The 23,813-nt window shown below is 67.4% G+C and carries 27 protein-coding genes, 1 tRNA gene and 1 pseudogene; 11 read left to right on the top strand and 18 right to left on the bottom strand.

Translation table 11 applies throughout. From position 1 onward, the window contains the following. Positions 1-8: 8 nt before the first annotated feature. The 4 genes from A5706_RS00700 to A5706_RS00685 form a co-directional block, all read right to left on the bottom strand. Positions 9-833: an SCO1664 family protein gene (locus A5706_RS00700; protein ID WP_082964108.1), complete on the bottom strand. Its 825-nt coding sequence runs from the start codon at positions 831-833 to the stop codon at positions 9-11. Beyond that, positions 817-1,404 (bottom strand): DUF3090 domain-containing protein, encoded by a 588-nt coding sequence (locus A5706_RS00695; RefSeq protein WP_068108432.1) that lies wholly within the window; start codon positions 1,402-1,404, stop codon positions 817-819. The genes A5706_RS00700 and A5706_RS00695 overlap by 17 nt, the downstream gene beginning before the upstream one ends. A gap of 63 nt (positions 1,405-1,467) precedes the next feature. Then, positions 1,468-2,247 carry a histidine phosphatase family protein gene (locus tag A5706_RS00690; protein WP_068126055.1) on the bottom strand — a complete coding sequence of 260 codons (780 nt, stop codon included), beginning with the start codon at positions 2,245-2,247 and terminating at the stop codon, positions 1,468-1,470. A gap of 41 nt (positions 2,248-2,288) precedes the next feature. Next, on the bottom strand, positions 2,289-2,591 hold the full coding sequence (locus tag A5706_RS00685) for a hypothetical protein (RefSeq protein ID WP_068126053.1): 303 nt from the start codon (positions 2,589-2,591) through the stop codon (positions 2,289-2,291). A gap of 113 nt (positions 2,592-2,704) precedes the next feature. On the opposite strand from A5706_RS00685, the gene A5706_RS00680 reads away from it, so the two are divergent. The 4 genes from A5706_RS00680 to A5706_RS33960 all read left to right on the top strand — a co-directional run bounded on the left by A5706_RS00680 (position 2,705) and on the right by A5706_RS33960 (position 7,438). After that, entirely contained in the window at positions 2,705-3,769 is a 1,065-nt protein-coding gene (locus tag A5706_RS00680; protein ID WP_068126113.1) for a YncE family protein, read from the top strand. A 53-nt stretch (positions 3,770-3,822) separates the two neighbouring features. Then, positions 3,823-4,029 (top strand): DUF5703 family protein, encoded by a 207-nt coding sequence (locus A5706_RS00675; protein ID WP_068108689.1) that lies wholly within the window; start codon positions 3,823-3,825, stop codon positions 4,027-4,029. Then, the gene (locus A5706_RS00670) at positions 4,029-5,147 is read left to right on the top strand and encodes a quinone-dependent dihydroorotate dehydrogenase (protein ID WP_068126050.1); all 1,119 of its coding nucleotides are present in this window, start codon (positions 4,029-4,031) and stop codon (positions 5,145-5,147) included. Before A5706_RS00675 ends, A5706_RS00670 begins: the two co-directional genes overlap by 1 nt. 194 nt (positions 5,148-5,341) lie before the next feature. Continuing rightward, positions 5,342-7,438, top strand: coding sequence for a PE family protein (locus tag A5706_RS33960; protein WP_068126049.1), 2,097 nt, complete (start codon positions 5,342-5,344; stop codon positions 7,436-7,438). A 38-nt stretch (positions 7,439-7,476) separates the two neighbouring features. Here A5706_RS33960 and A5706_RS00660 read toward each other — a convergent pair whose 3' ends face one another. Together A5706_RS00660 and A5706_RS00655 are read right to left on the bottom strand one after the other, a co-directional pair. Then, positions 7,477-8,007: a YbhB/YbcL family Raf kinase inhibitor-like protein gene (locus A5706_RS00660; protein WP_068126047.1), complete on the bottom strand. Its 531-nt coding sequence runs from the start codon at positions 8,005-8,007 to the stop codon at positions 7,477-7,479. 25 nt (positions 8,008-8,032) lie between these two features. Further along, positions 8,033-9,379: a M20/M25/M40 family metallo-hydrolase gene (locus A5706_RS00655; protein ID WP_156766893.1), complete on the bottom strand. Its 1,347-nt coding sequence runs from the start codon at positions 9,377-9,379 to the stop codon at positions 8,033-8,035. 123 nt (positions 9,380-9,502) lie between these two features. Between A5706_RS00655 and A5706_RS00650 the strand changes: the two genes are divergently transcribed. Beyond that, positions 9,503-9,588 (top strand) — tRNA-Leu (locus A5706_RS00650). Between the two features lie 418 nt (positions 9,589-10,006). Here A5706_RS00650 and A5706_RS00645 read toward each other — a convergent pair. Further along, a complete protein-coding gene (locus tag A5706_RS00645; RefSeq protein ID WP_082964107.1) occupies positions 10,007-10,462 on the bottom strand; it encodes a MarR family winged helix-turn-helix transcriptional regulator in 456 nt (151 codons plus the stop codon). 59 nt (positions 10,463-10,521) lie between these two features. Between A5706_RS00645 and A5706_RS31890 the strand changes: the two genes are divergently transcribed. The 4 genes from A5706_RS31890 (at position 10,522) to A5706_RS32770 (ending at position 13,330) form a co-directional block, all read left to right on the top strand. Further along, positions 10,522-11,088 (top strand): YbhB/YbcL family Raf kinase inhibitor-like protein, encoded by a 567-nt coding sequence (locus A5706_RS31890; protein WP_156766892.1) that lies wholly within the window; start codon positions 10,522-10,524, stop codon positions 11,086-11,088. 26 nt (positions 11,089-11,114) lie between these two features. Continuing rightward, positions 11,115-12,071, top strand: a complete 957-nt coding sequence (locus A5706_RS00640; protein WP_068126040.1) for a class I SAM-dependent methyltransferase — start codon at positions 11,115-11,117, stop codon at positions 12,069-12,071. A gap of 35 nt (positions 12,072-12,106) precedes the next feature. After that, positions 12,107-12,397, top strand: a complete 291-nt coding sequence (locus A5706_RS35115; protein WP_082964105.1) for an isochorismatase family protein — start codon at positions 12,107-12,109, stop codon at positions 12,395-12,397. 597 nt (positions 12,398-12,994) lie between these two features. Further along, positions 12,995-13,330: a hypothetical protein gene (locus A5706_RS32770; protein WP_156766891.1), complete on the top strand. Its 336-nt coding sequence runs from the start codon at positions 12,995-12,997 to the stop codon at positions 13,328-13,330. Between the two features lie 395 nt (positions 13,331-13,725). On the opposite strand, the gene A5706_RS00630 is transcribed toward A5706_RS32770, so the two are convergent. Continuing rightward, positions 13,726-14,586 carry an alpha/beta fold hydrolase gene (locus A5706_RS00630; RefSeq protein ID WP_068126036.1) on the bottom strand — a complete coding sequence of 287 codons (861 nt, stop codon included), beginning with the start codon at positions 14,584-14,586 and terminating at the stop codon, positions 13,726-13,728. Between the two features lie 30 nt (positions 14,587-14,616). Next, the gene (locus A5706_RS00625) at positions 14,617-15,504 is read right to left on the bottom strand and encodes an alpha/beta fold hydrolase (RefSeq protein ID WP_231984917.1); all 888 of its coding nucleotides are present in this window, start codon (positions 15,502-15,504) and stop codon (positions 14,617-14,619) included. Positions 15,505-15,620: 116 nt separating this feature from the next. On the opposite strand from A5706_RS00625, the gene A5706_RS00620 reads away from it, so the two are divergent. Further along, a complete protein-coding gene (locus tag A5706_RS00620) occupies positions 15,621-16,196 on the top strand; it encodes a TetR/AcrR family transcriptional regulator (RefSeq protein WP_068126035.1) in 576 nt (191 codons plus the stop codon). Between the two features lie 181 nt (positions 16,197-16,377). On the opposite strand, the gene A5706_RS00615 is transcribed toward A5706_RS00620, so the two are convergent. After that, positions 16,378-16,578: a hypothetical protein gene (locus tag A5706_RS00615; protein ID WP_068126033.1), complete on the bottom strand. Its 201-nt coding sequence runs from the start codon at positions 16,576-16,578 to the stop codon at positions 16,378-16,380. A gap of 129 nt (positions 16,579-16,707) precedes the next feature. Here A5706_RS00615 and A5706_RS00610 point away from each other — a divergent pair. Beyond that, positions 16,708-17,409 (top strand): annotated as a pseudogene (locus A5706_RS00610) (phosphoribosyltransferase); the annotation flags it as partial. Between the two features lie 3 nt (positions 17,410-17,412). Here A5706_RS00610 and A5706_RS00605 read toward each other — a convergent pair. The 8 genes from A5706_RS00605 to A5706_RS00570 form a co-directional block, all read right to left on the bottom strand. Continuing rightward, positions 17,413-17,742: a hypothetical protein gene (locus A5706_RS00605; protein ID WP_068126029.1), complete on the bottom strand. Its 330-nt coding sequence runs from the start codon at positions 17,740-17,742 to the stop codon at positions 17,413-17,415. An 81-nt stretch (positions 17,743-17,823) separates the two neighbouring features. Continuing rightward, complete coding sequence (locus tag A5706_RS00600; protein WP_068126028.1) at positions 17,824-18,627, bottom strand: DivIVA domain-containing protein; 804 nt, start codon at positions 18,625-18,627, stop codon at positions 17,824-17,826. A 239-nt stretch (positions 18,628-18,866) separates the two neighbouring features. Continuing rightward, positions 18,867-19,169: a YggT family protein gene (locus A5706_RS00595; RefSeq protein ID WP_067149893.1), complete on the bottom strand. Its 303-nt coding sequence runs from the start codon at positions 19,167-19,169 to the stop codon at positions 18,867-18,869. Positions 19,170-19,288: 119 nt separating this feature from the next. Next, a complete protein-coding gene (locus tag A5706_RS00590) occupies positions 19,289-19,918 on the bottom strand; it encodes a cell division protein SepF (protein WP_068126026.1) in 630 nt (209 codons plus the stop codon). 65 nt (positions 19,919-19,983) lie between these two features. Beyond that, positions 19,984-20,760, bottom strand: a complete 777-nt coding sequence (locus A5706_RS00585; RefSeq protein ID WP_068126108.1) for a YggS family pyridoxal phosphate-dependent enzyme — start codon at positions 20,758-20,760, stop codon at positions 19,984-19,986. 5 nt (positions 20,761-20,765) lie between these two features. After that, positions 20,766-21,473 (bottom strand): peptidoglycan editing factor PgeF, encoded by a 708-nt coding sequence (pgeF, locus tag A5706_RS00580; protein ID WP_068126024.1) that lies wholly within the window; start codon positions 21,471-21,473, stop codon positions 20,766-20,768. 49 nt (positions 21,474-21,522) lie between these two features. Next, positions 21,523-22,668, bottom strand: a complete 1,146-nt coding sequence (gene ftsZ, locus A5706_RS00575) for a cell division protein FtsZ (RefSeq protein WP_068126107.1) — start codon at positions 22,666-22,668, stop codon at positions 21,523-21,525. Positions 22,669-22,906: 238 nt separating this feature from the next. After that, positions 22,907-23,779, bottom strand: a complete 873-nt coding sequence (locus A5706_RS00570; protein ID WP_082964111.1) for a cell division protein FtsQ/DivIB — start codon at positions 23,777-23,779, stop codon at positions 22,907-22,909. Positions 23,780-23,813: the final 34 nt, after the last annotated feature.

Below are 23,813 nucleotides of genomic sequence, written 5' to 3'. Positions count from 1 at the left end.
AGCCGGGTTCAGAACGCCGGCCAGGGAATGGGGCGGTGCCGGTTGGGCGACGGCATGACCGGGTTGTCCAGCAGCCGGCACGCGCGCCGGCGCAGCGCCGCAATTTCCGCGCTGGTGATGTGCTCGGCCAGTTCGTCGGCGAATGAGCCGGCCAGGGAATCGGCGAGCCCGGCGATCGCCTTGCAGGTGTTGTCGTCGATCGGCTTGCCCGCCCAGCCCCACAGCACCGTCCGCAGCTTGTTCTCCACGTGCAGGGACACCCCGTGGTCGACGCCGTAGACGTGGCCCTCCAGGTCGCGCAGGACGTGGCCGCCCTTGCGGTCGGCGTTGTTGATCAGCACGTCGAACACCGCCATCCGCCACAACCGGATGTCATCAGCGTGCATCAGGACCACCTCGTCGCCGGCGTAGTCGTAGGCCCGCAGCACCGGCAGATACCCCGGCTCATGTCTGTCGGCGGGAAACAGGTCGACCAGGTCCGGCAGGTTTGTGGGGGGCGAATCCACCGCGTCACCGGGCTGCTGTATCCACAGCTGCAGCATGCCCGGGCCCGCCGGCCCATGCCGAATGATGGTGTGGGGCACGATTTTCCAGCCCAACTGCACCGACACCAGGTACGCCCCGAGTTCGCGGCCGGCCAGGGTCCCGTCCGGGAAATCCCACAGCGGCGCCTCACCGGAGACCGGTTTGTAGACGCAGTGCACGCTGGCCTCGCCGAGTGTCGACTCGCACAGGAAGGTGGCGTTGCTCGCGGAGCGGATGCGTCCGAGGACGGTCAGCTCGCCGTCCCGCAGCACCTCCCGCTCGCGCGCCTCGTTATTCCTCGGCGTCATCGTCGGGCCCGAGAAGCGCGCTGCGCTTGTAGCCGTTGGTGCGCGCGCAGATGTGCCCCTCGGGGTCCAGCGGTTCGTCGCACAGCGGGCACGGCGGACGGCCGGCCGAGATGACGCGGTTGGAGCGGGTGGCGAATTGGCGTGCCGACTCCGGCGTCAGGAAGACCCGCACCGCGTCGGGGCCCTCCTCGGTGTCGTCGAGCACGACCGAGGCGTCGAACTCGGCGTCGGTGACTGCGAGCAACTCGACCACCACCGTCTGCGCCTCGGAGTCCCAGCCGAGGCCCATGGTCCCGACCCGGAACTCCGCGTCGACGGGCGTGATCAACGGGCTGAGGTCGTCGATCTCGGCGGGCTCCGGCGGAACCGGCGTGCCGAATCGGCGGTTCACCTCGAGCAGCAGCGCGCCGATGCGCTCCGCGAGCACCGCGACCTGTTGCTTCTCCAAGACCACCGACACCACCCGCGAATCGCCCACGGCCTGTATGTAAAACGTGCGATTTCCGGGCTGGCCGACGGTCCCGGCCACGAAGCGGTCGGGCGTGCGGAAGACGTGAATTGCGCGGGCCATGGCACCTCCAAAATACCGGCTGTTGCCGTTGCCGTGCGATTCGATTGCCCCGCCGCAGCGAAACTAATCAGTTGACCCGCCGACCACCGCGTCGCTCGTCGCCACCGCTTCGGCCGGCCCGGTTTGCGACTCCCCTTTCGACTCATCGTGAGCCTCATCACCCTTGGACTCGTCCTTCGGCGGGGGCCCCGCCCGCAACGCGGCGGACAGCCGGCCGCCCGTGTGGTTGACGTGCAACACGAATGGCCGCAGCGGGGTGTAGCGGATCACGGTCACCGACCCGGGATCGGCGGTGACGCGCTGGAACCCGTCCAGGTGCATGCCGTACGCGTCGGCGACGACGGACTTGATGACGTCACCGTGGGTGCAGGCCACCCAGAGCGCGTCGGCGCCGTCTGCCCCCCCGAGTTCTCCGCCAAGTTCTAAGGCCAGCCGCCGGTCGTGCGCGCGGATGGCCGCGACCGCACGAGCCTGCACCTGCGCCAGGCCCTCGCCCCCGGGGAACACCGCCGCGCTGGGGTGGGCCTGGACCACCCGCCACAACGGCTCCTTCGTCAACTCGCCGATCTTGCGGCCCGTCCAGTCGCCGTAGTCCACCTCGGCGAGCTCCTCGTCGATCAGGGGGTCGAGGCACAGCGCTTCTGCCAGCGGCTCGACGGTGCGCCGGCAGCGCAGCAGCGGGGAGGTGACCACGGCGCGGATCGGCAGGTCGCCGATCCGGTCGATCAGCCCGGCGGCCTGCTCGCGGCCCTTGTCGTCGAGGTCGACGCCCTCCGACCGCCCAGCCAGCACACCGGCGGTGTTCGACGTGGAGCGGCCGTGCCTGAGCAGGATGACGGTCACGACGACGACCGTACTCGGTACGGGTGGGCGCGACTGGTTCGCTAGCGGCAGACCGGCACGGCGTGCGCGATCGAGTCGCGTACCGCGGCGGTCAGGCTGCGCTCGTCGGTGAGGTCGATGTCGACCAGGCCGCGGACCGCCCGCGCGACCACGTCCTCGGCCTGCGGAACGGGGCCCGAGAGGCGTGGGCGGTAAATTTCGACGACGAGCGAGCGGTGCTCGATGTGGAAGGAGAAACTGCGCCCATCACCGAGCTGTCCGTACCCGCTGGCAAAGATTCCCGTCGAGATGTCCTCGACAGCAAACTCTTTGTCGGCGACATGCCGGTCGACGATGACGGTCATGACGCGACCATACCTCTCCAGTCCGACCCAATGCAGGCAACATGGCCATATTGGATGCGAAACCGTTCCCTAAAATTTGAATTTCACGTTGGTGACGCGAGGGAAAATAATTGCTGCGACGACATACGACCGACAAATCGGCAGTCCAGGGCGCCTTCCTTGCGCTGGCGTTTTTGCTGGTAGCGGTCGCGGGTTGCTCGGGCGATCCGCTCGGTAGCGCGCCGCCCACGATCGAACCGGCCCAGCCGGCCGTCTCCCCGCCGGCGTCGCAACCCGCGGCCGGCGCGGTGCGACAGCTGGCCGGCCACGGGGCCGCGGCAATCTTCGACGGGGCCACCCGTCAACTGGCCGTCCTGGTCCCCGGCGCCGACCCGGAGGCGCCCGCCGGCCTCACCGAATTCGGTGACCCGCAGGCCGCGCCGCGGGTGGTCGACCTGCCGGGCCCGGCGACCGCGTTGACCGGCGACGGCCGCGGCACGGCCTTCCTGGCCACCCGGGGCGGCTACTTCGTGGTCGACCTGTCCGCTGGCCGCGCGACCCGCGTGCCCGTCGCCAACGCCCAGCAGGTCGACTTCACCGCGGTCGCCCAGCGAGCCGACGGAACGCTGGTGCTGGGCAGCTCGGACGGCGCTCTGTACACCTTCGCCTCCCGGACACCGGCCTCGGTACGCAGCGCCACCATCAGCAGCCGCACCAAGATCTTCGCTCGTGTGGACGCGATTGCGGCACAAGGGAATACGATAGTGGTCCTGGATCGGGGCCAGACCTCGGTGACGACGATCGGCGCCGACGGACGCGCCGAGCAGGCGCTGCGTGCCGGGGAGGGCGCGACCAACCTGGCCGCCGACTCGCTGGGCCGCGTCCTGGTCGCCGACACCCGTGGCGGGCAGCTGCTGGTCTACGGCGTCGATCCGCTGATCCTGCGGCAGGCCTACCCGGTGCGGCAGTCCCCGTACGGCCTGGCCGGTTCCCGCGGGCTGGCCTGGGTGTCCCTCACCGCGGCGAACGTCGTCATTGGTTACGATCTGTCAACCGGAATTCCCGTCGAAAGGGTGCGATACCCAACCGTGCAGCAACCCAACTCGCTGGCTTTTGACGAAGCGTCGGGCACCTTGTACGTGGTGTCGGGGTCGGGTGCGGGTGTCCAGGTCATCGAGCACGCGGCGGGCACGCCGTGACGAGCCGTCAAGCGCCGCGGTGGAGTCGGCTGCCGGCGGGCTGGGAAGCGGAGATGTCCGACGAATACGAATGGATCCCGCTGCGCCTGCCGCCGGAAGTGACGCGGCTCAGCGCGTCCATCCGGCTGTCCATCGAGGCCGAATATCGCGGCTGGGAACTCACCCGGGTGCGCCTCTACACCGACGGCAGCCGACGGGTGTTGTTGCGCCGCAAGAAGACTCGTCTGGACAGCCGGCGGCCCGACCAACCGGAATTGTGATGTACCGGCTTACCCGCCGGCTGTTGTTCCTGTTCCCGCCCGAACGCATTCACACGCTGGTGTTCGCGCTGCTGCGCGCCGTCACGGTCCTGCCCGTCGCGCGGCGGTGGCTGCACCGACGGCTCGGCCCGACCGACCCGGTGCTGGCCAGCACGGTGTTCGGGGTGCGTTTCCCCGGACCGCTGGGCTTGGCCGCCGGCTTCGACAAGGACGGCAAGGGCCTGCTCACCTGGGGCGCGTTGGGTTTCGGGTATGCGGAGGTGGGCACCGTCACGGCGCAACCCCAACCCGGCAACCCCGGCCCCCGTCTGTTCCGGCTGCCCGCCGACCGGGCCCTGCTGAACCGGATGGGGTTCAACAATCGCGGCGCCGGCGCGCTGGCGATCCGCCTCACCCACCGCCGCCCCGACGTGCCGATCGGGGTCAACATCGGCAAGACGAAGGCGGTCGCGGCCGCCGACGCCATCGGCGACTATCGGGCCAGCGCCCGGCTGGTGGCACCGCTCGCGTCGTATCTGGTGGTCAACGTCAGCTCGCCGAACACGCCGGGGCTGCGCGACCTGCAGGCCGTGGAATCGCTGCGGCCCATTCTGCAGGGCGTCCTGCTGGAGGCCTCGACGACGTCGACGCCGGTGCTGGTCAAGATCGCACCCGACCTTTCCGATTCCGACGTCGACGACATCGCCGACCTTGCCGTCGAACTGGGCCTGGCCGGCATCGTCGCGACCAACACCACCGTGTCGCGGGAGGGACTGAACACGCCGGGGGTGAAAAAGCTTGGCGCGGGCGGTATCTCGGGGCCGCCGGTGGCGCGCAGGGCGGTCGAGGTGCTGCGTCGGCTCTACGGCCGGGTGGGTGACCGCCTGGTGCTCATCAGCGTGGGCGGCATCGAGACGGCCGACGACGCTTGGGAGCGGATCACCGCGGGCGCGTCGCTGCTGCAGGGCTACACCGGCTTCATCTACGGAGGCGGGTTGTGGCCCAAGCACATTCACGACGGCATCGCTCGGCGCCTGCATGAAGGCGGGTTCGCCTCGCTCGGTGACGCGGTGGGGTCAGCGGCCATCGACCCGGGCCGGGCGACGGGGGGCTCGGAACGGCTCGGGGAGCCGGGATAGCCGTCCTATTTGGCGTGTGTCAATTAAAACGGTTGAACGCCTTGCCAATACGACGCCGCGCGTTGCGGGTTGTGCAGTTGTATAACTAGCTGCTACAAACAGCTAGAGATTGGGTTTAGCCCGTCACAATCTGGTGAACATTGTGACCGGTATCTCAGTGGGCTAATCGGGAGAGCCTTCGAGGGGAGACGGCCATGTCATTTGTAGTTGCCGCGCCGGAAACGGTCGGGGCCGCCGCCGGGGATTTGGCGGGCATCGGTTCCGCGTTGCGAGAGGCCACAGCGGCCGCAGCGGGCCAGACGACCGCCATCACCACCGCTGCCGCCGATGACGTGTCGCTCGCCGTCTCGCAGCTATTCGGTGCATACGGGCAGCAATTCCAGGCGATGAGCGCCCAGGCGGCGGCATTTCACAGCGAGTTTGTGAACCTGCTGAACGGCGGGGCGGCGGCCTACCTCGGTACCGACCTCGCCAATGCCCAGCAGGCCATGATCGGCGAATTCACCGCCAACGGCGCGGCAGCGTCCGTCCCACTTCTCGGCGGGTTGCTCGGCGGGGGCGGTCTCCTCGGTGGGGGCGGTCTCCTCGGCGGGGGTGGCCTGCTCGGCTTGGGCGGCTCAAGCGGCGGGGGCCTGCTCGGCGGCCTGCTCGGCGGCGTCGACGGACTGCTCGGCCTGGGTGCCCCGGGCACCGGGCTGCTCGGCGGCTTGGGCAGCGGGCTGAGCCAACTCCTCAGCCCCTTCAACGGCATCTTCAACAGCATCGGCGGCGCATTCGCCAACGGCTTGGGCTCCTTCCCGGCCATTCTTAGTGGCTTCCCGACCCTGAGCGACTTCTTCGGGCCGTTCAACCTCGGCAATTTGACCCCAGGCCTGAGCCTCACCTCGGGACCCCTCGGCGCCCTGTTGGGGCCGACCCTCAACGGCGTCGGACTGGACTTGGGCAACTTCTTGTCCAACGAGCTGACCCACGGCCTAACCCTGAGCGACGTCGGCGGAACCGTCACCGGGCTCTTCCAGGACGTGCCGCTGCTCCAGGGACTTCAACCCCTGCTGAATTCGTTGCTACCCGGGTTGTTCGGGCCGGTGCCATCCGGCAGCCCGGCGCCCTATCCCAACCCGTACACGGTCCTCTTCGAGAACACAGCGACGAACCTGAGCCTGATGGGCGCGCAGTTCGCGACCCATCCGTTCCCGATCCTGAGTCAGATCGTCGCCAACCAAAGCCACTACGCGCAGCTCATCGCAACTGGGGTCGCGAGCGGCCTGCAGGGTTTCCCCGCGAACGTGCCGGCGAACATTCAACTCGCCGTTCAGGGCGCCGCGACGTTCAACCCGGTGGCCCTGGGGCAGACGTTCGTCAACGGCGTGACCGGCTACGGATGGACCGTGAGCACGTCGCTGCAGCAAATCGGCTCCGGCATCCAGGGCACTTTGCCCGCCGCGACCCGCGACATCGCGGCGGCCCAGGCAGCAGTAGCCGCCGGCAACTACTACGCGGCGGTGCAGGACGCAGCGCACGCGCCGATCGACCTGTTCATCACCGGATTCGATACCACCCGACTGACGACCAATCTCGGTGGTTCCATACCAAACCTCGACTTCACAATCTCCATCGTGGGTCCGGTCGGGCTCAAGGGCCCGGCGGCAGCCCTGCTTCCCATCCTGACCGCCACCGGACAGCAGGTGCAGGGCGTCGCCAGCCTGGTCCCGGCCGGCTCTGTCCCCGGGCAGATGCTGCACAACTTCGCCAACGCGGTCGGCGTACTCACCAACGCCGGCGTCTCGGCGAACTTCACGGTGACCGTGGGGGGTTTGCCTCCGGGCGCCACGCTGGCCGGCCAGGCCATATTCGGGTTGCCATTGCAGCTGGGCTTCGCGATATTGGGCCCGCCGTTCGCGATGGCGAACGGGGTCGCGCAGGGCGCGACGGCGTTCGGTACGGCGGCGCAGACCGGCAACGTCCTGGGAATGCTGAACGCGATCGGCGACATGCCCGCCTACGCGATGAACGGCTTCCTCAACGGCCAACTGCTGGTGGACCTGCCGCTGCCAGTGGCCGTGTCGGAACCGGGGGTGGGCCTCATCGTCCTGCCGGCCACCGCCCACGTGCCGTTCGACGGGCTCCTGACTCCGCCGGAACCGCTCACGGTCACGATTCCGTTGAACCTGCTCGGCGTCGATATCCCCCTCAACCAGACCCTCGGCGGCACGGAATTCGGGGGCCTCTTCCCAACGTTGTTCAACACCATTCCGGAAGCGATCGCCGCGGCAATCACACCGATCGGCTAGCCGGATCGCGCTGTCGCCAGAGTGCCAACGCGGGCAAGCTACTTTTGCTCGTACGTCCCGTAGATGTAGGCGCGCGCGATCGCGTGCTGGAACAGGTTGAACCCGAGGAACGCCGGACTGGCGTCTTCGGGCAGGTCGAGCTTCTCGACGTCCACAGCGTGCACCGCGACGTAGTAACGATGCGGGCCGTGGCCCGGCGGCGGCGCGGCGCCGACGTAGCGGCGCATGCCGGCGTCGTTGACCAAAGTCAGTGCGCCGCCAGGCAATTCGCTGCCGTCGCCGGCGTTGTCGGGTAGCTCGGTGACGTCGACGGGCAGGTTGGCCACCGCCCAGTGCCAGAACCCGGACAGCGTCGGGGCGTCGGGGTCGTAGACGGTGACCGCGAAGCTGCGGGTCCCCTCGGGGAATCCCGACCAGCTCAGCTGCGGGCTGACGTCCTCCCCGCCGGCGCCGAGGATCCCGCTGACCTGCGGGGTGGCCAGCGGCTGCCCGTTGGTGAGCGAGTTCGAATTCAGGCTGAACGAGGGCAGTTTCGGCAGCGCGTCGTACGGGTCGGGCGGCAGGCTCATGGGCGATCCTCTCTTTGGTTGTCTGCTAGCAGTGTGTCAGGAAGTGTTCCAGCACCTCGGTGCCGAACCTCAGCGCATCGATGGGTACCCGTTCGTCGACGCCGTGGAACAGCGCGGCGAAATCCAGGTCCGGCGGCAGCCGCAGCGGGCTGAAGCCGAAACAGCGAATCCCCAAGCGCGCGAAGGATTTCGCGTCGGTGCCACCGGAAAGCATGTAGGGCACGGTCCGGCCGTCGGGGTCGACCGCCAGCACGGCGGCGTCCATGGCCTCGACAAGCGCACCGTCGAAGCTGGTCTCGTACGAGGGGAGGTCCCTGATCCATTCGCGGGTCACGTTCGGGCCGAGCAGCGCGTCGACCTCGGCCTCGAACGCCGCCTTGCGGCCGGGCAGGATGCGGCAGTCCACCACCGCCTCCGCCGTCGCCGGGATGACGTTGGCCTTGTACCCGGCCTTGAGCATCGTCGGGTTGGCGGTGTCGTGCAGGACGGCCTTGAGCATGCGGGCCATGGGGCCGAGCTTGTCGATCGTCCCCGCCAGGTCGTCCGAATTGATGTCGAAGCTCAGCCCGGTCTCCTCGCTGACGGCAGCCAGGAACTGCTGGACGGTGTCGGTGACCACCAGCGGGAACTGGTGCCTGCCCAGCCGGGCGACCGCCTCGGCGACGGCGGTGACGGCGTTCTGGTCGTGCACCATCGATCCGTGTCCGGCCGGGCCCTGGGCGCTCAGCCGCATCCAGCACATCGCCTTTTCGGCCGTCTCGATGAGGTAAAGCCGGCGCTCTCCCCCGTCGCGGCGCGGCACGGTCAGGGAGAACCCACCCACTTCGCCGATCGCCTCGGTGACGCCGTCGAACAGCTCAGGCCGGTTCTTGACCAGCCATTGCGCCCCGTAGTGGCCGCCGTGCTCTTCGTCGGCGACGAACGCGAACACCAGATCGCGGGGCGGCACGATGCCGGCCCGCTTCAGCCGCCGGGCGACCACGAGCATCATGCCGACCATGTCCTTCATGTCGACCGCGCCACGGCCCCAGACGAAGCCGTCCCGGATCGCGCCCGAGAACGGGTGCACGGTCCAATCGGCGGGCTCGGCCGGGACCACGTCGAGATGCCCGTGGATCAGCAGGGCGCCGCGTGAGCTGTCTGCGCCCGGTAGGCGGGCGAACACGTTGCCCCGGCCGGGAGCGCCCGACTCGACGTATTGCGGCAGGTAGCCGACGTCTTGGAGCTGCTCGGCGACCCATTGCGCGCACTCGGCCTCGCCCCTCGTGGTCTCGGGTTCGCCGGTGTTGGTGGTGTCGAACCGGATCAGCTTGCTGACGACCTCGACCACATCATCGAAGCGATTGGACGGCTGCTCGGTGTGATCGGTCACAACCACCTTTCCTACCACTGCCGGCGCGACCGGGCTCGGGTCGGAACCCCCGGCGCGCGGCGAGCTAACTTGGGTCCGCGCGGGCCGATCCGATAGCCTTAGCTGCCAACTCTCGTTGGCCTGGTCCGAGTGGCGGAATGGCAGACGCGCTAGCTTGAGGTGCTAGTGCCCTACTAATGGGCGTGGGGGTTCAAGTCCCCCCTCGGACACACGACTGAGGCGAGCGAAATGAATGCTCGCATTCACATCCGAGCCGATGGAGTGTGTTGAGCGGCGAAGCCGCGATCACACTCAGCACGCGAGTGCCGGCTCCGCCAGGCGAGAGTGTCGCTAAGTGGTCGCAGATTGGCACTAGCTCGCTCCATGCGTTCCCCCGCCGCCGGAGGATTGCCGGGTACTGAGCGCCCCTCTTCGCGGTGAACTCAATGAAGCGTTCTTTGGCCGCGGCCTCGGGCACCGCCGTGTAGACCGGGCGGATATCCTTCGCGATCCGATCCTAGTGCTCGCGCGACGTAACGAAACATCTTGCGCGGCAAACGAATCACGCACGATCCGCATGGTCGCCCGGTCCCACACGGTATTGACCGCCTCCGGTGCCCCTTGAGCCCGCGTTAACGGCATCGCGGCTCAGGAGTCAGCGATACGGACGAACAACGCTGCGGCGCGGGCGATTATTTTCCGGTCTTCGGCGCTGAGGGCCCGCAGTTGTTCGTCGAGCCAGGCGTTGCGCTGCGCACGGGCCGCGCCGGCGAGTTTGTGGCCTTCAGCGGTGGCGCTGAACAGCACTTTGCGGCGATCGCCCGGGTCAGGACTGCGCACGGCATAACCGGCTGACGTCAGACGATTCACCGTCTGGCTCATGGATGCAGGCGATACCCGGTCGCGTTCGCTGAGTTCGGTGAGGGTCTGCGGGCCACGTTTGTGAAGGCTGGTCAGCACCGCGAGTGCCGCGTCTCCGAGCCCGCCCTCGGGGCGCTCGCTGCGGAACCGCCGGTAGAGGCGGCCGACCGCGAAGCGTAATTGAACGCCCAGGTCAGCATCCACGGCTTCGGCGGCTCGTCCCTCGATTGCTCTCTTGCCCACGGGTCATTAGTATACCTAAAAGGACGCTTCTTATACCTAAAGGAGTTGGGGGATGTTCTGTGCTCGCTAATCCGCTCGGCATCGCACTGCGTCATCGTCGCGCAGGCGAGCACACCCTGGCCTGGGCGCGACCCGATCTGCACGCACCAGAGAACTTCACCTTGACCAGCCCCGCTTTTGACCACGGGGCGGCGATACCAGAAAGACACCGCGGCAAGATGTTCGGTGCCAACATCTCGCCCGCCCTTAGCTGGACGCCGCCGCCGGCGGGCACTGTCGAGCTCGTCCTGCTGGTGCAAGACGCCGACGCTCCTGGGCGCCGCCCGGCCACCCACGCACTCACCCTGGGCATCAACCCTTCGCTCAGCGGGCTTGCCGACAACGCCCTAACCGACCCAAGCCCGATTCCGGGAATCCGGCACGGAAAAGGTGCGCTCGGCCGTTGTGGCTGGGCCGGGCCATTGCCAGTCCGATCCCACGGTCCGCATACCTACGTGTTCCAACTCTTCGCCCTAGCCCACCCCAGCGGGTTACCGGCCAAGTGCGGTGTTAACGAAGTTCTTGCTGCCATCTCGGGTCACGTCATCGGCCGCGCCCGACTCGACGGAATTTACGAAAGCCGTTAGAAGACAAACGAACTCAAGGAGCGAACATGACATCCAGTAGACACGACGGCGATGCCTGGGATCTGGCATCCAGCGTCGGCGCGACAGCCACCATGGTCGCGGCGGCACGAGCGATAGCAACGCGAGCCGAACAACCGATCATCAACGACCCATTCGCCGAGCCACTTGTCCGCGCGGTGGGCATTGACCTGCTCACCCGCTTGGCGGGCGGAGACATTACCGCGGGAGACTTGAACGATGCAGTGCCGGGATCTTCCGCCCTCGCCGACAACCTTGATCGGGTATTGATCGACGCAGCCGCCGTGCGCACCAAGTTCTACGACGAGTTCTTCCTCGACGCCACCACAGCGGGCATCAAGCAAGTCGTGATCCTGGCTTCAGGCCTCGATTCTCGCGCATACCGACTGCCCTGGCCAACGGGGACCGTGATTTATGAAGTCGACCAGCCAGACGTCATCGACTTCAAAACCCGCACTCTGGACGATCTCGGCGCCGCGCCTGCCGCCGAACGGCGAACAGTCTCAGTCGATCTCCGCGACGACTGGCCCGCCGCGCTGCGTACCGCAGGATTCGACCCTGCTCAGAAAACAGCATGGAGCGCCGAAGGTCTACTCGGCTATCTGCCGCCGGAGGCCCAAGACCGCCTGCTTGACACCATCACCGAACTCAGCGCATCGGGAAGCCGGCTAGCGACAGAGAGCACCCCAAACGCTGGGCCAGGGCGCGACGAGAAAACCAGGGAGCACTTGCACAAGCTGTCCCAGCGTTGGAGCACACACGGTTTCGATCCGCAGATGTCAGACCTGGCATACCTGGGTGAGCGCAACGAAGCAGCTCCCTACCTCATCAAACGTGGCTGGACACTCAGCGGAAGCAGCATCGCAGACCTGCTCGCGACCCACGGATATTCACCGATCGAGAACGACGACATACGCTTCGGTGACACACTTTTCGTTCACGGCACACTCACCAAAACCGGGTAAACCCTCTCGATGACCTCGACCCCCAAGACAGCGATATCCGCATCACCAAACGCAGTTGGGGTGCCTTCCAGAACACCAAGCTGGCCGACGTACTCGCCGAACGCAATGTCACTCAGGTCATTTTGGCGGGAGTTGCCACCAGCATCGAGGTGGAATCCACAGCGCGCTGCACGCACGAACGCGGGCTGCACGTCGTGCTCGCCACCGACGCCATGACCGACGCCAACGCCGATGCCCACCGCAACAGCCTCACCCACATCTTTCCCCGGCTCGGCGAGACCGCTCGCACCCGGGACATCCTCACGAAACTCCGCTCCAACGACTGACCACACAGGAGACAAGACATGAAGATCGTTACCTTCGAGGAGGCACCCCGGCGCCCGCGCCGGCGAAGCGGAACGCGTGATCACGGTGAGTCGGAGGGACGGCGCACCCTTAGCGAAGTCGCCCCCGACGATCTGCGATTCCATCTCGGTCGCGGCATCCACCGAGAAGGCAAAGCCCCCTTCCGCGCACCGCGCCATCACCACGCCTTTCAGCAGATCCGCTGGTGCGACAGCGGCCGCAAGAACTTCGCACCGGGCCAGTACCTGGAGGCCGGTGACGTTGCGTACTTTCCCAAAGGCGCCTACTACGGCCCTGAGATCAAGCATGGTGCCTACACCGGCTGGTCCACCCAATTCGGCTTCGGCGATCAACATCAACTCGGACCCGACTGGCAGGCCTTCCGCCGCCAAGCACGAACGGACCTTCGCGCCCGCGGCGTGTTCGAGAATGGCCGATATACCCCGATTGATCCAGCCACCGGAGAGCACGGAGCAGAGATTGACGGCGTCGAAGCTGTTTACGCCGAAACCGTCCGCCTGAAATCGCAAGGCCGCGAGAGATACGTCATCCCCGCCGAGGGCTACCACGCCCCAATCGTGATGCACACCGCCGCGTTCGAGTACTACCCGACGGCACCAGGCCTCGAAATCAAACGCCTCGGGTGCTTCTACGACCACCCCGGAGACAACGGCGACACCCGCATCACGATGGTCCGCCTCAACCAAGGCGGTGTATTCACGCTCAGCGCCGAGCGCAACCAGATCGGCATGACCACCAGCACGGGCCTGCGAGTCAACGACAGCGACCGTGCCTATCCAATCCATACCTCCTACTACAGCCCGATCGGCGAGACCGCCGAACTCCGAGGCACAAACAACACCGAACTCTTCGTCGTCGAACTGCCCCGCCGACACCAATGGGACTGGAAATAACGGTGTTTCCGGCACCGCCTGGGAACAGGGCCTGTTGCTGACCGGGCCCGACGGTCCCCTGAAGTAATGGACATCTGAGATAGGGGGACGGTGATCCCTGGAGGGATGTCCTTTACTTCGGTGGACAGGGTCAGGGCCGCCTATCTGGCTGCGCGGGCACACTACTCAACTTAAAGACCTCAACCCGTGTCGCAGATGGCCAAGTCCCCCCTCGGACACACGACTGAGGCGAGCGAAATGAATGCTCGCATTCATTTCCGAGCCGATGGAGTGTGTTGAGCGGCGAAGCCGCGATCACACATCCGACGACTGGGGCGAGCGAAATTGCCGCACCAAACACGGCCAAGGCCGCGTCATCGGACGGGTCTGGCGGCGGATCCGGTGGAACTTGGCCCCTATGCAAGGAATTTTATTGCGGCGTCGCTGAATTCGCGGTGGTACTGGAAGATCGCGCCGTGGCCGGAGTCTGGGTAGATGATCAGTTCGGATCCGGCGATTCGTCGGTGCATGTCTTCGGAGAGCACGCTGGGGACCATGCGGTCGTTGTCGCCGTTGATGATGAGTGTGGGCTTGGTGATGCGCGACAGGTCGGCGGGGGTGGAGCGTCCCCACCGTTTGATGGCCTTGAGTTGGGTTTGGAAGGCTTTGACGGCGATCTTGGCGTCGCGATCTGTGGCGCGTTGCTTGAGGCGTTCAACGAACGCGCGGGCCGCGCGCTTGCCGGTGTCGTCGCGGTTGAAGAACAGGTACTCCTTGGGGTCCTTGAGGGTGAGGGTGGCGCGCAGCGAGTCGTAGTACGTGGTGCCGGCGACCTTGTCGATTCCGTTGCCGCCGGCGGGTCCGGTTCCGGTCAGGATGAGCTTGCGGACCAGGTCGGGGTGCCTGAGCACGAGGGCTTGGGCGACCATGCCGCCCAGGGAGAAACCGAAGAGGTCGACGGTGTCGTATCCCAGCGCGGTGATGAAGATGTAGGCGTCGTCGGCCATCGCTTCTACGGTGTCGGGCACGCTTCCGGTGGAGGCCCCGACGCCGCGATTATCGAACGCGATGACGTGGTGATGGGCGGCGATGGGGTCGACGACGGCGGGATCCCAGTTGTCCAGCGTCGCCGCGAGGTGCACGAGGAAGACGACGGGGATGCCGCCGGTGGGTCCGAGTTCGCGGTAGGCGTAGGTGACGCCCTTGGCGGTGACGGTGCGCGTCGGTGCGTCCTTGTAGGACGTCACGGTGTTCGGGTGCTGACGATTGGCGGCCATGAGTGGTCTCCTCAGAATTGTGGGTGGATGTTAGTCGGCGAGAAATTGCAGTGCGGCGGAGACGAATTCGCGGTGGTGCTGGAACACGCCTCCGTGCCCGGAGTCGGGGTAGATGACCAGCTGGGCGTTGGGTAACCGGCGTGCCATGTCGGCCGAGTGTTCGCTGGCGACCATCAGGTCGTTGTCTCCGTTGACGACCAGGACGGGCTGGGTGATCACCGAGAGGTCGTCGGGCTGGCTCTGACCGGCGTGGCGGATGGCTTTGATCTGGGCGACGCGGGCTTGCAGAGAGATTTTCTTGTCGAGGCCTGTGGTGCGCTCCCGTAGCCGCTGCAGATAGTCGGCTGCGGCGCGTTTGCCGACGGGGGTGCGGGGGAAGAACAGGAAGTCACGCGGGTCGCTGCGGGTCAGGGCCGCTTTGAGGTAGGCGGCTCCGACGATGGTGGCCATCTTGTCGATGCCACCGCCGCCGCGCGGACCGGTGCCGGCCAGGATGATGCGGCGCACCAGCTGCGGTGCCTGCAGGGCGACCATCTGCGCGACCCCGCCGCCGAGGGAGAACCCGAACAGGTCGACCTGTTCGAGACCCAGGGCGCGGATGAACGCGATGGCGTCGGTGCCCATCTGTTCGACGGTGGTCGGCACGGAGCCGCCGGTGGCGCCGACGCCGCGGTTGTCGAAGGCGATGACGCGGCGGTGGGCGGCAATGCCGTCGACCACGCGTGGGTCCCAGTCGTCCAGGACGGCGGTGAAGTGATGCAGGAACACCACCGGAACGCCTGTGCCGGTTCCGAGTTCGCGGTAGGCGAAGCTCACGCCGTTGACGTTGACGGTCCGGGTCGGTGCGTCTTTCCAGGTCGTGCCCATGGTGCGCCTTTCGGTGGGAACGTCTGCCAGCGGGTCGTGCGCAGTGGTCATCAGGAAGCCCTTCCGGGGAAAACGCGGATTGCCTTACGATCATACTATTATGACCGTAATCCAATGTGGTAGCATGAGTCAAGCACGGGATGCCGAAGACAACTGGGAGGCCGCCCATGGCGCGTTACGAGCCGGAGCACAAAGCCGCGACGCGGAAGCGGATCATCGGCACGGCCGGCGAGCGGTTCAAACGGGGTGGCATCGACGGCTCCGGTATCGCCACGCTGATGTGCGATGCCGGACTGACCAACGGCGCGTTCTACGCGCACTTCGAATCCAAGGACGACCTGGTGGCCCACGTGGTGGCCGACCAGCTACGCGTGCAGCTGGACACGCTGAGCGCGTTGCCGCCGGAACGGTCGGCGATCGACGACTACATCCGCGACTACCTGTCACCGCAACACCGCGACGACCCCGAATCGGGCTGCCCGAACGCCGCGCTACTTGACGAGATCGTGCGTTGCAACGACACGGTTCGCGAAACATACACGCAGGGAATGCAATCCATCATCGATCAGATCGCCGCGAAAATCTGTCCGCGCGATCCATCGAGCGCACGCGCCCAAGCGCTAGGTTTGATCACCGTCTTGGTCGGCACGCTGCAACTGGCCCGTGCGGTCTCGGACCGAGCGCTGTCCGACGAGATCCTGGCCGCCGGCATCCTCAACGCCGAGTCTTTGCTCAATCGCTAGTGCAAACAACACATTTCACCTTAGGCGGCCTGAGCGCGGGGCCCGGTCATGCGTCCTCACCCGCGGCTCAAACCCTGGACCGAATGCTCGCCAGGCGGGACTGGCACGGCATCGAACGTTCCGCGCGAGTGCTTGCACTACAGTGACGGCCGACACTAGAGCGAGTCGAGCGCAGCACGGACTACGGCCTGGCATGCCGCTTCGGCGGCGGGTAGACGGCCCGGGCGATAGTCGCCGACAGCCAGCCGATCCCCCATCCGGAGCCAACCAGCAGGAACGTGCGCCGGGTGTCCGCGCCCGCCACCGCTGAAACCCCGACCAAGATGACGGCCCACACCACCGCACAGGCGATGCTGTAGGACGTGTAAGTGCGCCGACCCATTTCGCCATTCCTCTCGTGTCGCCGCGAATTCCCCTCGCGCACAAGGCTACTGCGTGATGAGACCCACGGCGAAAATCCGGCCACATAACCTTCTTCGCGAACCTCGACGCCGCACGTAGGCTAGACAAAGGCCAAGCCTGGCGAATGCGACCAATGAACCCACCGAGCGGCTTTCTCCGGCGAACGGCGACGCGCACGTTCCGCGACCGTCGCGAGGCCGGCCGCGTGCTCGGCGAGCAGTTGGCGTCCTACCGGGGCAAGGACGATCTACTGGTTTTCGGGCTCGCCCGCGGCGGCGTCCCGGTGGCGTGGGAAATCGCGGCGGCGCTGCACGCCCCGCTCGACGTGTTCCTGGTCCGCAAGCTCGGAGTGCCGCGCTGGCCGGAGCTCGCGATGGGCGCGCTGGCCAGCGGCGGTGCGGTGGTGATGAACGACAACGTGGTTTCCAGCCTGCACATCACGGACGAGCAGGTCCGCGAGGTGGTCGCCAGCGAGACGGCCGAACTGCACCGGCGCGAGCAGGCGTACCGGGGCGGCCGCCCCATCGCCGACCCGCGAGGCAAGACCGTGATCCTGGTCGACGACGGCATCGCCACCGGCGCCAGCATGCTGGTCGCCGTCCGCGCCCTGCGGGCCGCGGGCCCGCGGTCGATCGTCGTCGCGGTCCCGGTCGGCCCCCCGTCGACGTGCCGCGAGATCGGGCAGGAAGCCGACGACGTGGTGTGTGCGACCATGCCGCCCGGGTTCGAAGCGGTCGGACAGGTCTACGCCGACTTCCACCAGGTCAGTGACGACGAGGTCCGCGAGCTGCTGAATACCCCGACCCGCTGACAGCTACGTGGTGCGGTCGTCGCCGCGGCCCTCGGCGGGCACCGCGGACTCGTCGCTGGCTTCGAGCCCCTGCTCGGCGGCGGGTCGTTCGCCCTCGTCCGGGACTTCCTCTGGGTAGTCGACCGGCGCGTCCTCGGCTTCTACTGTGTCTTCGGCGACTTCGCCGCCGGCGTCGCGCCGCTGACGCTCCCGCAGGGCGTCGATGATCAGCAGCACCACGCCCAGGACGCTGGCGCCGATGCACACCCAGGCGACCAACTCGTTGCTGGTGACGACGGCGAACACCAACGCGACGAGCCCGATCAGGGCGAGTACCAGCGCAATGATCAGCATCGGCCATCCTCCAGGCGACGAGCGGGACTGCCAGGTCTAGTGCAGGTTGACGCCGCGTCGTGGCTTGGCGCGGCTGCCAGGCTAGTTATTACCCCGATTGAACTGGTCGAACCCGCCGGCATCGGCGCTGGAGTCGACGGGTGCCGCCGAGCCACGCTGGCCGAGTTCCTCGAGCTGAGATTCGAGGTAGGTCTTGAGGCGGGTGCGGTACTCACGCTCGAACGTGCGCAGCTGCTCGAGGCGGCCCTCCAGCACGGTGCGCTGCTGGTTGATGGTTCCCATGATTTCGGAGTGCTTGCGTTCCGCGTCGGCCTGCAGGGCGTCGGCCTTCTCCTGGGCCTGCCGCAACTGGGTCTCCGAGCGGCTCTGGGCGTCGGCCAGCATCGCGTCGGCGCGTTGCCGGGCATCCGCGACCGTGGTCTCGGCCGTGTGCTTGGCCTCGCTGAGGATCTGGTCGGCGTTGGCGCGAGCGTCGGCAAGCATCTTGTCGGACTCCGCCTTGGCGGTGCTGGTGAGCCGGTCGGCGGTGTCCTGGGCCAGGCTAAGCACCCGGGCAGCCTTGAGGGCCTGCTCCTCGTTGCTTCCCGAGGGGGCCGCGGGCGGCGGGGGCGCCACGACGGGCGCCGGCTTGACCGGCTCCGGTTCGGGCTCGTAGGTGGGGATCGCCTGGGTGGGCTGGGCGGCGCCGCCGCCACCACCGGCGGCGAGCTCGCGGTCCAGCTCCTCGATGCGTTGACGCAGATCCGAGTTCTCCTCGATGAGCCGCGTCAGCTCGTTTTCCACCAGGTCGAGGAAGGCGTCGACCTCGTCTTCGTTGTAACCGCGCTTGCCGATCGGCGGCTTACTGAACGCCACATTGTGGACGTCGGCTGGTGTAAGCGGCATTGTTCGTCCCCTCGAGTTCCTGTCAAACGATCTGGAAAGTGTAGAACGGAGTGGTTGCCGTCGTGCAACTGCCGTCCATCCTGTCACACCAGACCCGGCGGTAGCCGATTAGCCCAATAATTAAGAACCAATTTCAAACACTAAGACCAATAAAATCCAAACCCTTAAAGTTTTTAAATCGCGGCCGCCGAACCGACGCTAAAACGTGGCCGAACCGTCTCCGGGCTCCGTCGGCGCGCTCACGGCGCGGCTCCCGCCGCGGCGCCGAACGCCAGTTGCATGCCGATGAACGCGACCAGCAGCAGCACCATGATCGACAGGTCGAAGCGGACCGCACCTATGGTGAGCTGCGGGATCAGCCGCCGCAGCAGTTTCACCGGCGGGTCGGTGATCGACATGATGATCTCCAGAACCACCACGGTGATGCCGGTCGGATGCCAGTCACGGCTGAACGAACGGATGAACTCGACGACGACCCGGGCGATCAGCAGCAGCCAGAAGATGAACAGCGCGAACCCAAGGATCTGAAAGAACAGCACCAACTCCGACGCCCCGACCTAACCGATGAGATGACCCGAATATCAGCCGCCAGCGTACCGAGTCAACGGTGCGGGCACACACCTCACGGCCGCCGACCTGCTAGGCGGCGGCCGTGGCGCGCCTATTGGTAAGCGTAAAAGCCGGTTTCGGCGATCCGGCGACGCTCCTCGGGGGACACGTCGACGTCGGCGGGCGACAGCAGGAACACCTTGGTCGCGACCTTGTCGAACGAGCCGCGCAGGGCGAAGGCCAGGCCGGCCGCGAAGTCGACGAGCCGCTTCGCGTCGGCGTTGTCCATCGACACCAGGTCCATGATCACCGGGGTGCCGTCGCGGAACCGCTCGCCGATGGTGCGCGCCTCGCTGTAGTCCTTGGGCCGCAGCGTGGTGATCTTGGACATCGGGCTGCCCTCTTCGAACAGCATCGCCATCCGGCGCGGGTCCATCGCCAGCGCGCCGCGCGTGGAATTCCGCAGCCACGACCCGAGGCGCGGGCGGCCCATCTCCGGACGGTCGAATTCGCGGGGTGTGTAGCCCCGCTCCTCCGGGTAGCCGCTGCGGTAGCTCGGCGGGTACTCGGCGGGCTCGCCGCGCGGGTCGTCGTAGTCACGCCCGTCATAGCGCCCGTAGCCGTCATCGAAGCGCGGGCGGGGGAATCCGCGGGAGGGCGCCCGGTCGTCGTAGTACTCGTCGTCGTAGTCCTCCATCGGAGCCATACCGAAGTAGGCCTTGACTTTGTGCAGTGTGCTCATCGCTTAACCCTTCTAGCCCCTGGGATTATTGGTGTCTGTGATGAAGGTGTGACTACAGTGACTAATTACGGTGACGGTAGCCGCCGCGGACCCAATAGCGCGGTACCGACACGCACACATGTCGAACCATGTTTGACGGCGATTTCGAAGTCGCTGGACATCCCGGCGGACAGGCCCACCGCGTCCGGATGCGATTCGAGCACCCGGCGGTGCTCCGATCGCAGCAGCTCGAAGGCCCGCTCAGGGTCCCAGTCGAGCGGCGGGATGCCCATCAGGCCCAGCAGCTTCAGGCTTTTGGACTCCGCGACCTGCGCGCAGACCTGATCGAGGGCGCCGGGCGCGGTGATGTCGACGCCGCCGCGGGACACGTCGCCGTCGAGGCTGACTTCGACATAGACGCGCAGCGGCTCGGACCGGCGTCCCTCCGACAGCGCCGTCGACACCGCCCGATCGAGCGCGGTCACCAGCCGGGTGCTGTCGACCGAATGGGCGGTGTGCGCCCAGTTGGCCAGCGACCGCGCCTTATTGCGCTGAATGCGGCCGACCATGTGCCAGTGCATATTCGGCAAGTCCGCGAGCGCCGCACTACCGGCCAACCGCGCGACTTCGGCGACCTTCGCCGCGGCTTCCTGATCGCGAGATTCGCCGACGCACCGACAACCCAATCGAGACAAAATCGCTACATCGGTTGCTGGAAAGAATTTGGTAATGGGGAGAAGTTCAATTTCGCTGACATTGCGGCCCGCCGCTTCCGCGGCCGCCGCAAGTCGCGAACGCACCGCGGCCAATGCGTGCGTCAATTCCGTTTCGCGGTCTTGCCCGGCCGGCATGTCCACCGCCATGGTGGTCACTCCATCCAGACCAGCGACGCCAGCCGACCGGTCGGCGCGTCCCGACGATGACTGAACAGGGTTGGGTCGGCCACCGTGCAGCGGGGGTCGACGTCGATCGCCGTGACACCCAAATCCCTTAGCTGGCAAGCGATTCCGGCCCGGAGATCCAGTCCGGGAGTGCCCGCAGAGGTGGTGGTCCGGCTGCCCGGCAGCGCCGCCTCGACCTCGTCGGCCATCGCGGCGGGCACCTCGTAGTTGCGGCCGCTGACCGCCGGCCCGAGCAGCGCCGAGATGTCGCCGGCCTGCGCGCCGAGCCCGAACATCGCCTCCACCGCACGCGCCACCACCCCACGCTGCGCGCCGACGCGACCGGCGTGCACGGCGGCGACCACGCCGGCGCGCGCGTCGGCCATCAGCACCGGCACGCAGTCGGCGGTCACCACCGCCAGCGCCAATCGCGGAGTGCTCGTCACCAGCGCGTCGGTGCCGTCGACCGCGGAGCTCCGCGGCCCGTCGACCACCTCGACCCGATCGCCATGGATTTGGTTCATCCACACGACCCGGTCGGTGCCCAGCCCGAGGGCCGCGGCCAGCCGGGATCGGTTGGCGGCCACCGCGGCCGGGTCGTCACCGACGTGGTCACCCAGGTTGAAGGTGTCGAAAGGCGGCGCCGAGACACCGCCCGCGCGGGTGGTGGTCACCCGCCGGATGCGAACGCTCACGTGACCAGTATCCGGACGGCCGGGCCGTTCCCGTGTCACGCGCACGGCGTCAGCGGCGCATGAACGGCGGCACGTCGACGTCGTCGTCGTCGCCGCCAATACTCAACGTCGCGCCGTTGGTGTGCACGGGCACGCTCACCGCGTCGACGGGTTCGAACAGCGTCGACGTGAGCTTGCCGGCCTTCGCCGACTCGATCCGGTGCGCGCCGGGCTTCTCCCCGGCGCCGATCACCGGCTTGCGGCCCGGCCCACTGGCCTCGAAGCCCGCGGCGATGACGGTGACGCGCACCTCGTCGCCCAGCGAGTCGTCGATGACGGTGCCGAAGATGATGTTGGCGTCCTGATGCGCGGCGTCCTGCACCAGCGAGGCCGCCTCGTTGATCTCGAACAGGCCCAGGTCGCTGCCGCCGGCGATCGACATCAGCACGCCCTGGGCGCCCTCCATCGACGCCTCCAGCAACGGCGAGTTGATCGCGATCTCGGCGGCCTTGAGCGATCGGCCCTCGCCGCGCGCGGAGCCGATGCCCATCAACGCGGTGCCCGCGCCGGACATGATGCCCTTGACGTCGGCGAAGTCGACGTTGATCAGGCCGGGCGTGGTGATCAGGTCGGTGATGCCCTGCACGCCGTTGAGCAGCACCTCGTCGGCGCTGCGGAACGCATCCATCAGCGATACCGCGGCGTCGCCCATCTGCAGCAGCCGGTCGTTGGGGATCACGATCAGCGTGTCGCAGCTTTCCCGCAGCGCGGCGATGCCGCTTTCGGCCTGATTGCCGCGCCGCTTGCCCTCGAACGAGAACGGCCGGGTGACCACGCCGACGGTCAGCGCTCCGAGCTTGCGGGCGATGCTGGCCACGACGGGCGCCCCGCCGGTGCCGGTCCCGCCGCCCTCGCCGGCGGTGACGAACACCATGTCGGCCCCGCGCAGCAGCTCTTCGATCTCGTCCTTGGCGTCCTCGGCGGCCCGGCGCCCGACCTCCGGGTCGGCTCCGGCGCCCAGCCCGCGGGTGGAGTCGCGCCCGACATCGAGCTTGACGTCGGCGTCGCTCATCAACAACGCCTGGGCGTCGGTGTTGATGGCGATGAACTCCACGCCCTTGAGGCCCTGCTCGATCATCCGGTTGACGGCGTTGACGCCGCCGCCACCGATACCCACAACCTTGATGACGGCCAGGTAGTTGTGCGGGGGGGTCATCATTACTTCTTCCTCCCTGGTGGGACTCGGTGTGTCGGCTTGGCAAACTCTCAACCTCAACCATAGAGTTAGAGTTATGTCAAGTAGTTCCGCGCAAACAGAACGGTATGGGTCAGGCGGGCGCTAATCCCGCAGGCGCGCCGACGCGCGACACGCAAATTTTTGTGACGTCGAGCGTGCGGCTGGCCGCACGTTGGGCGTCGAACGTGCGTCTAACCGCACATTCGGGCCCGCGTGGCTACTTCACGGTCGGGAGATCGGGGCTGGACACGTCGTAGGTACGCCCGGGCTGGGTCAGCAGCGCGGCCAGTTTCTCGGCCTTCTCCTCGGTGCGGTCGGTGGTCCCCCAGATCACCACCCGCCCGTCGTTGAGCGTCAGCGTGATCGAGGCGACCGACGGCGCCGCGATCCGGCCCACCTGGCCCGAGACCTCCGGGCGCAGCGCGATCAGCACCTGCAGGGCGGCCTTGGTCGCGGGGTCGCTCGGGCCGGGGTCGGCGACGTCGATGTACGGCAGCGCCGGGGGCGGCGGGGCGGTCGCGAAGTCGACGCCGTCGCGGTCGAACAGGTGCGGACCGTCCGGAAAATCCTTCACCACCAACGGCACCCGCTCGACGATCGTGATGCGCAGGGCCGACGGGTACTGCCGCTGCACGCGCGCGCTGGCCACCCGCCGGATCGCGGCCACCCGCTCGGCGACCTGGTTGGTGTTGATCTGCAGCAGCGGCGTGCCGGGCCGCACCCGCGCCGCGTCCAGCACCTCTTCGCGCGTCACCGTGCCGGTTCCGGTGACGACGATCTCGCGCGCCGACATCGCGGGCGTGAAGTACAGCACCAGCCCCAGCCCGACACCGACGACGGCCAGCACGACGCTGATCAGCAGCATCTTCAGCCCCCGCACCACGCCGCGGGTGGCGGGTCTGGGTTGGTTGACGATGCGCCCGCTGGCCTGGCGCTTGGCCTCGCGGCGGGCCTCCTCGATGGCCCGGGCGCGGGCCTGCGCCGCGCGGCGCTCGGCCCGCTCGCGGCGGGGCAGCAAGGCGAGGCCGAAGCCGAGGATCAGGCCGAGTTCGAGGGGCCACGCCGGCGGGCCCCTGTCTCTTTTAGACATCTCCGCGCCCACGAGACATTCGCAGAGCTCGTTT

The organism is Mycobacterium sp. E796 (genome assembly GCF_001672815.1).
In the GTDB taxonomy this organism is placed as follows: Bacteria; Actinomycetota; Actinomycetes; order Mycobacteriales; family Mycobacteriaceae; genus Mycobacterium.
Note: the sequence above shows the minus strand (reverse complement) of the source record. Positions and strands in the feature narration are given on the sequence as shown.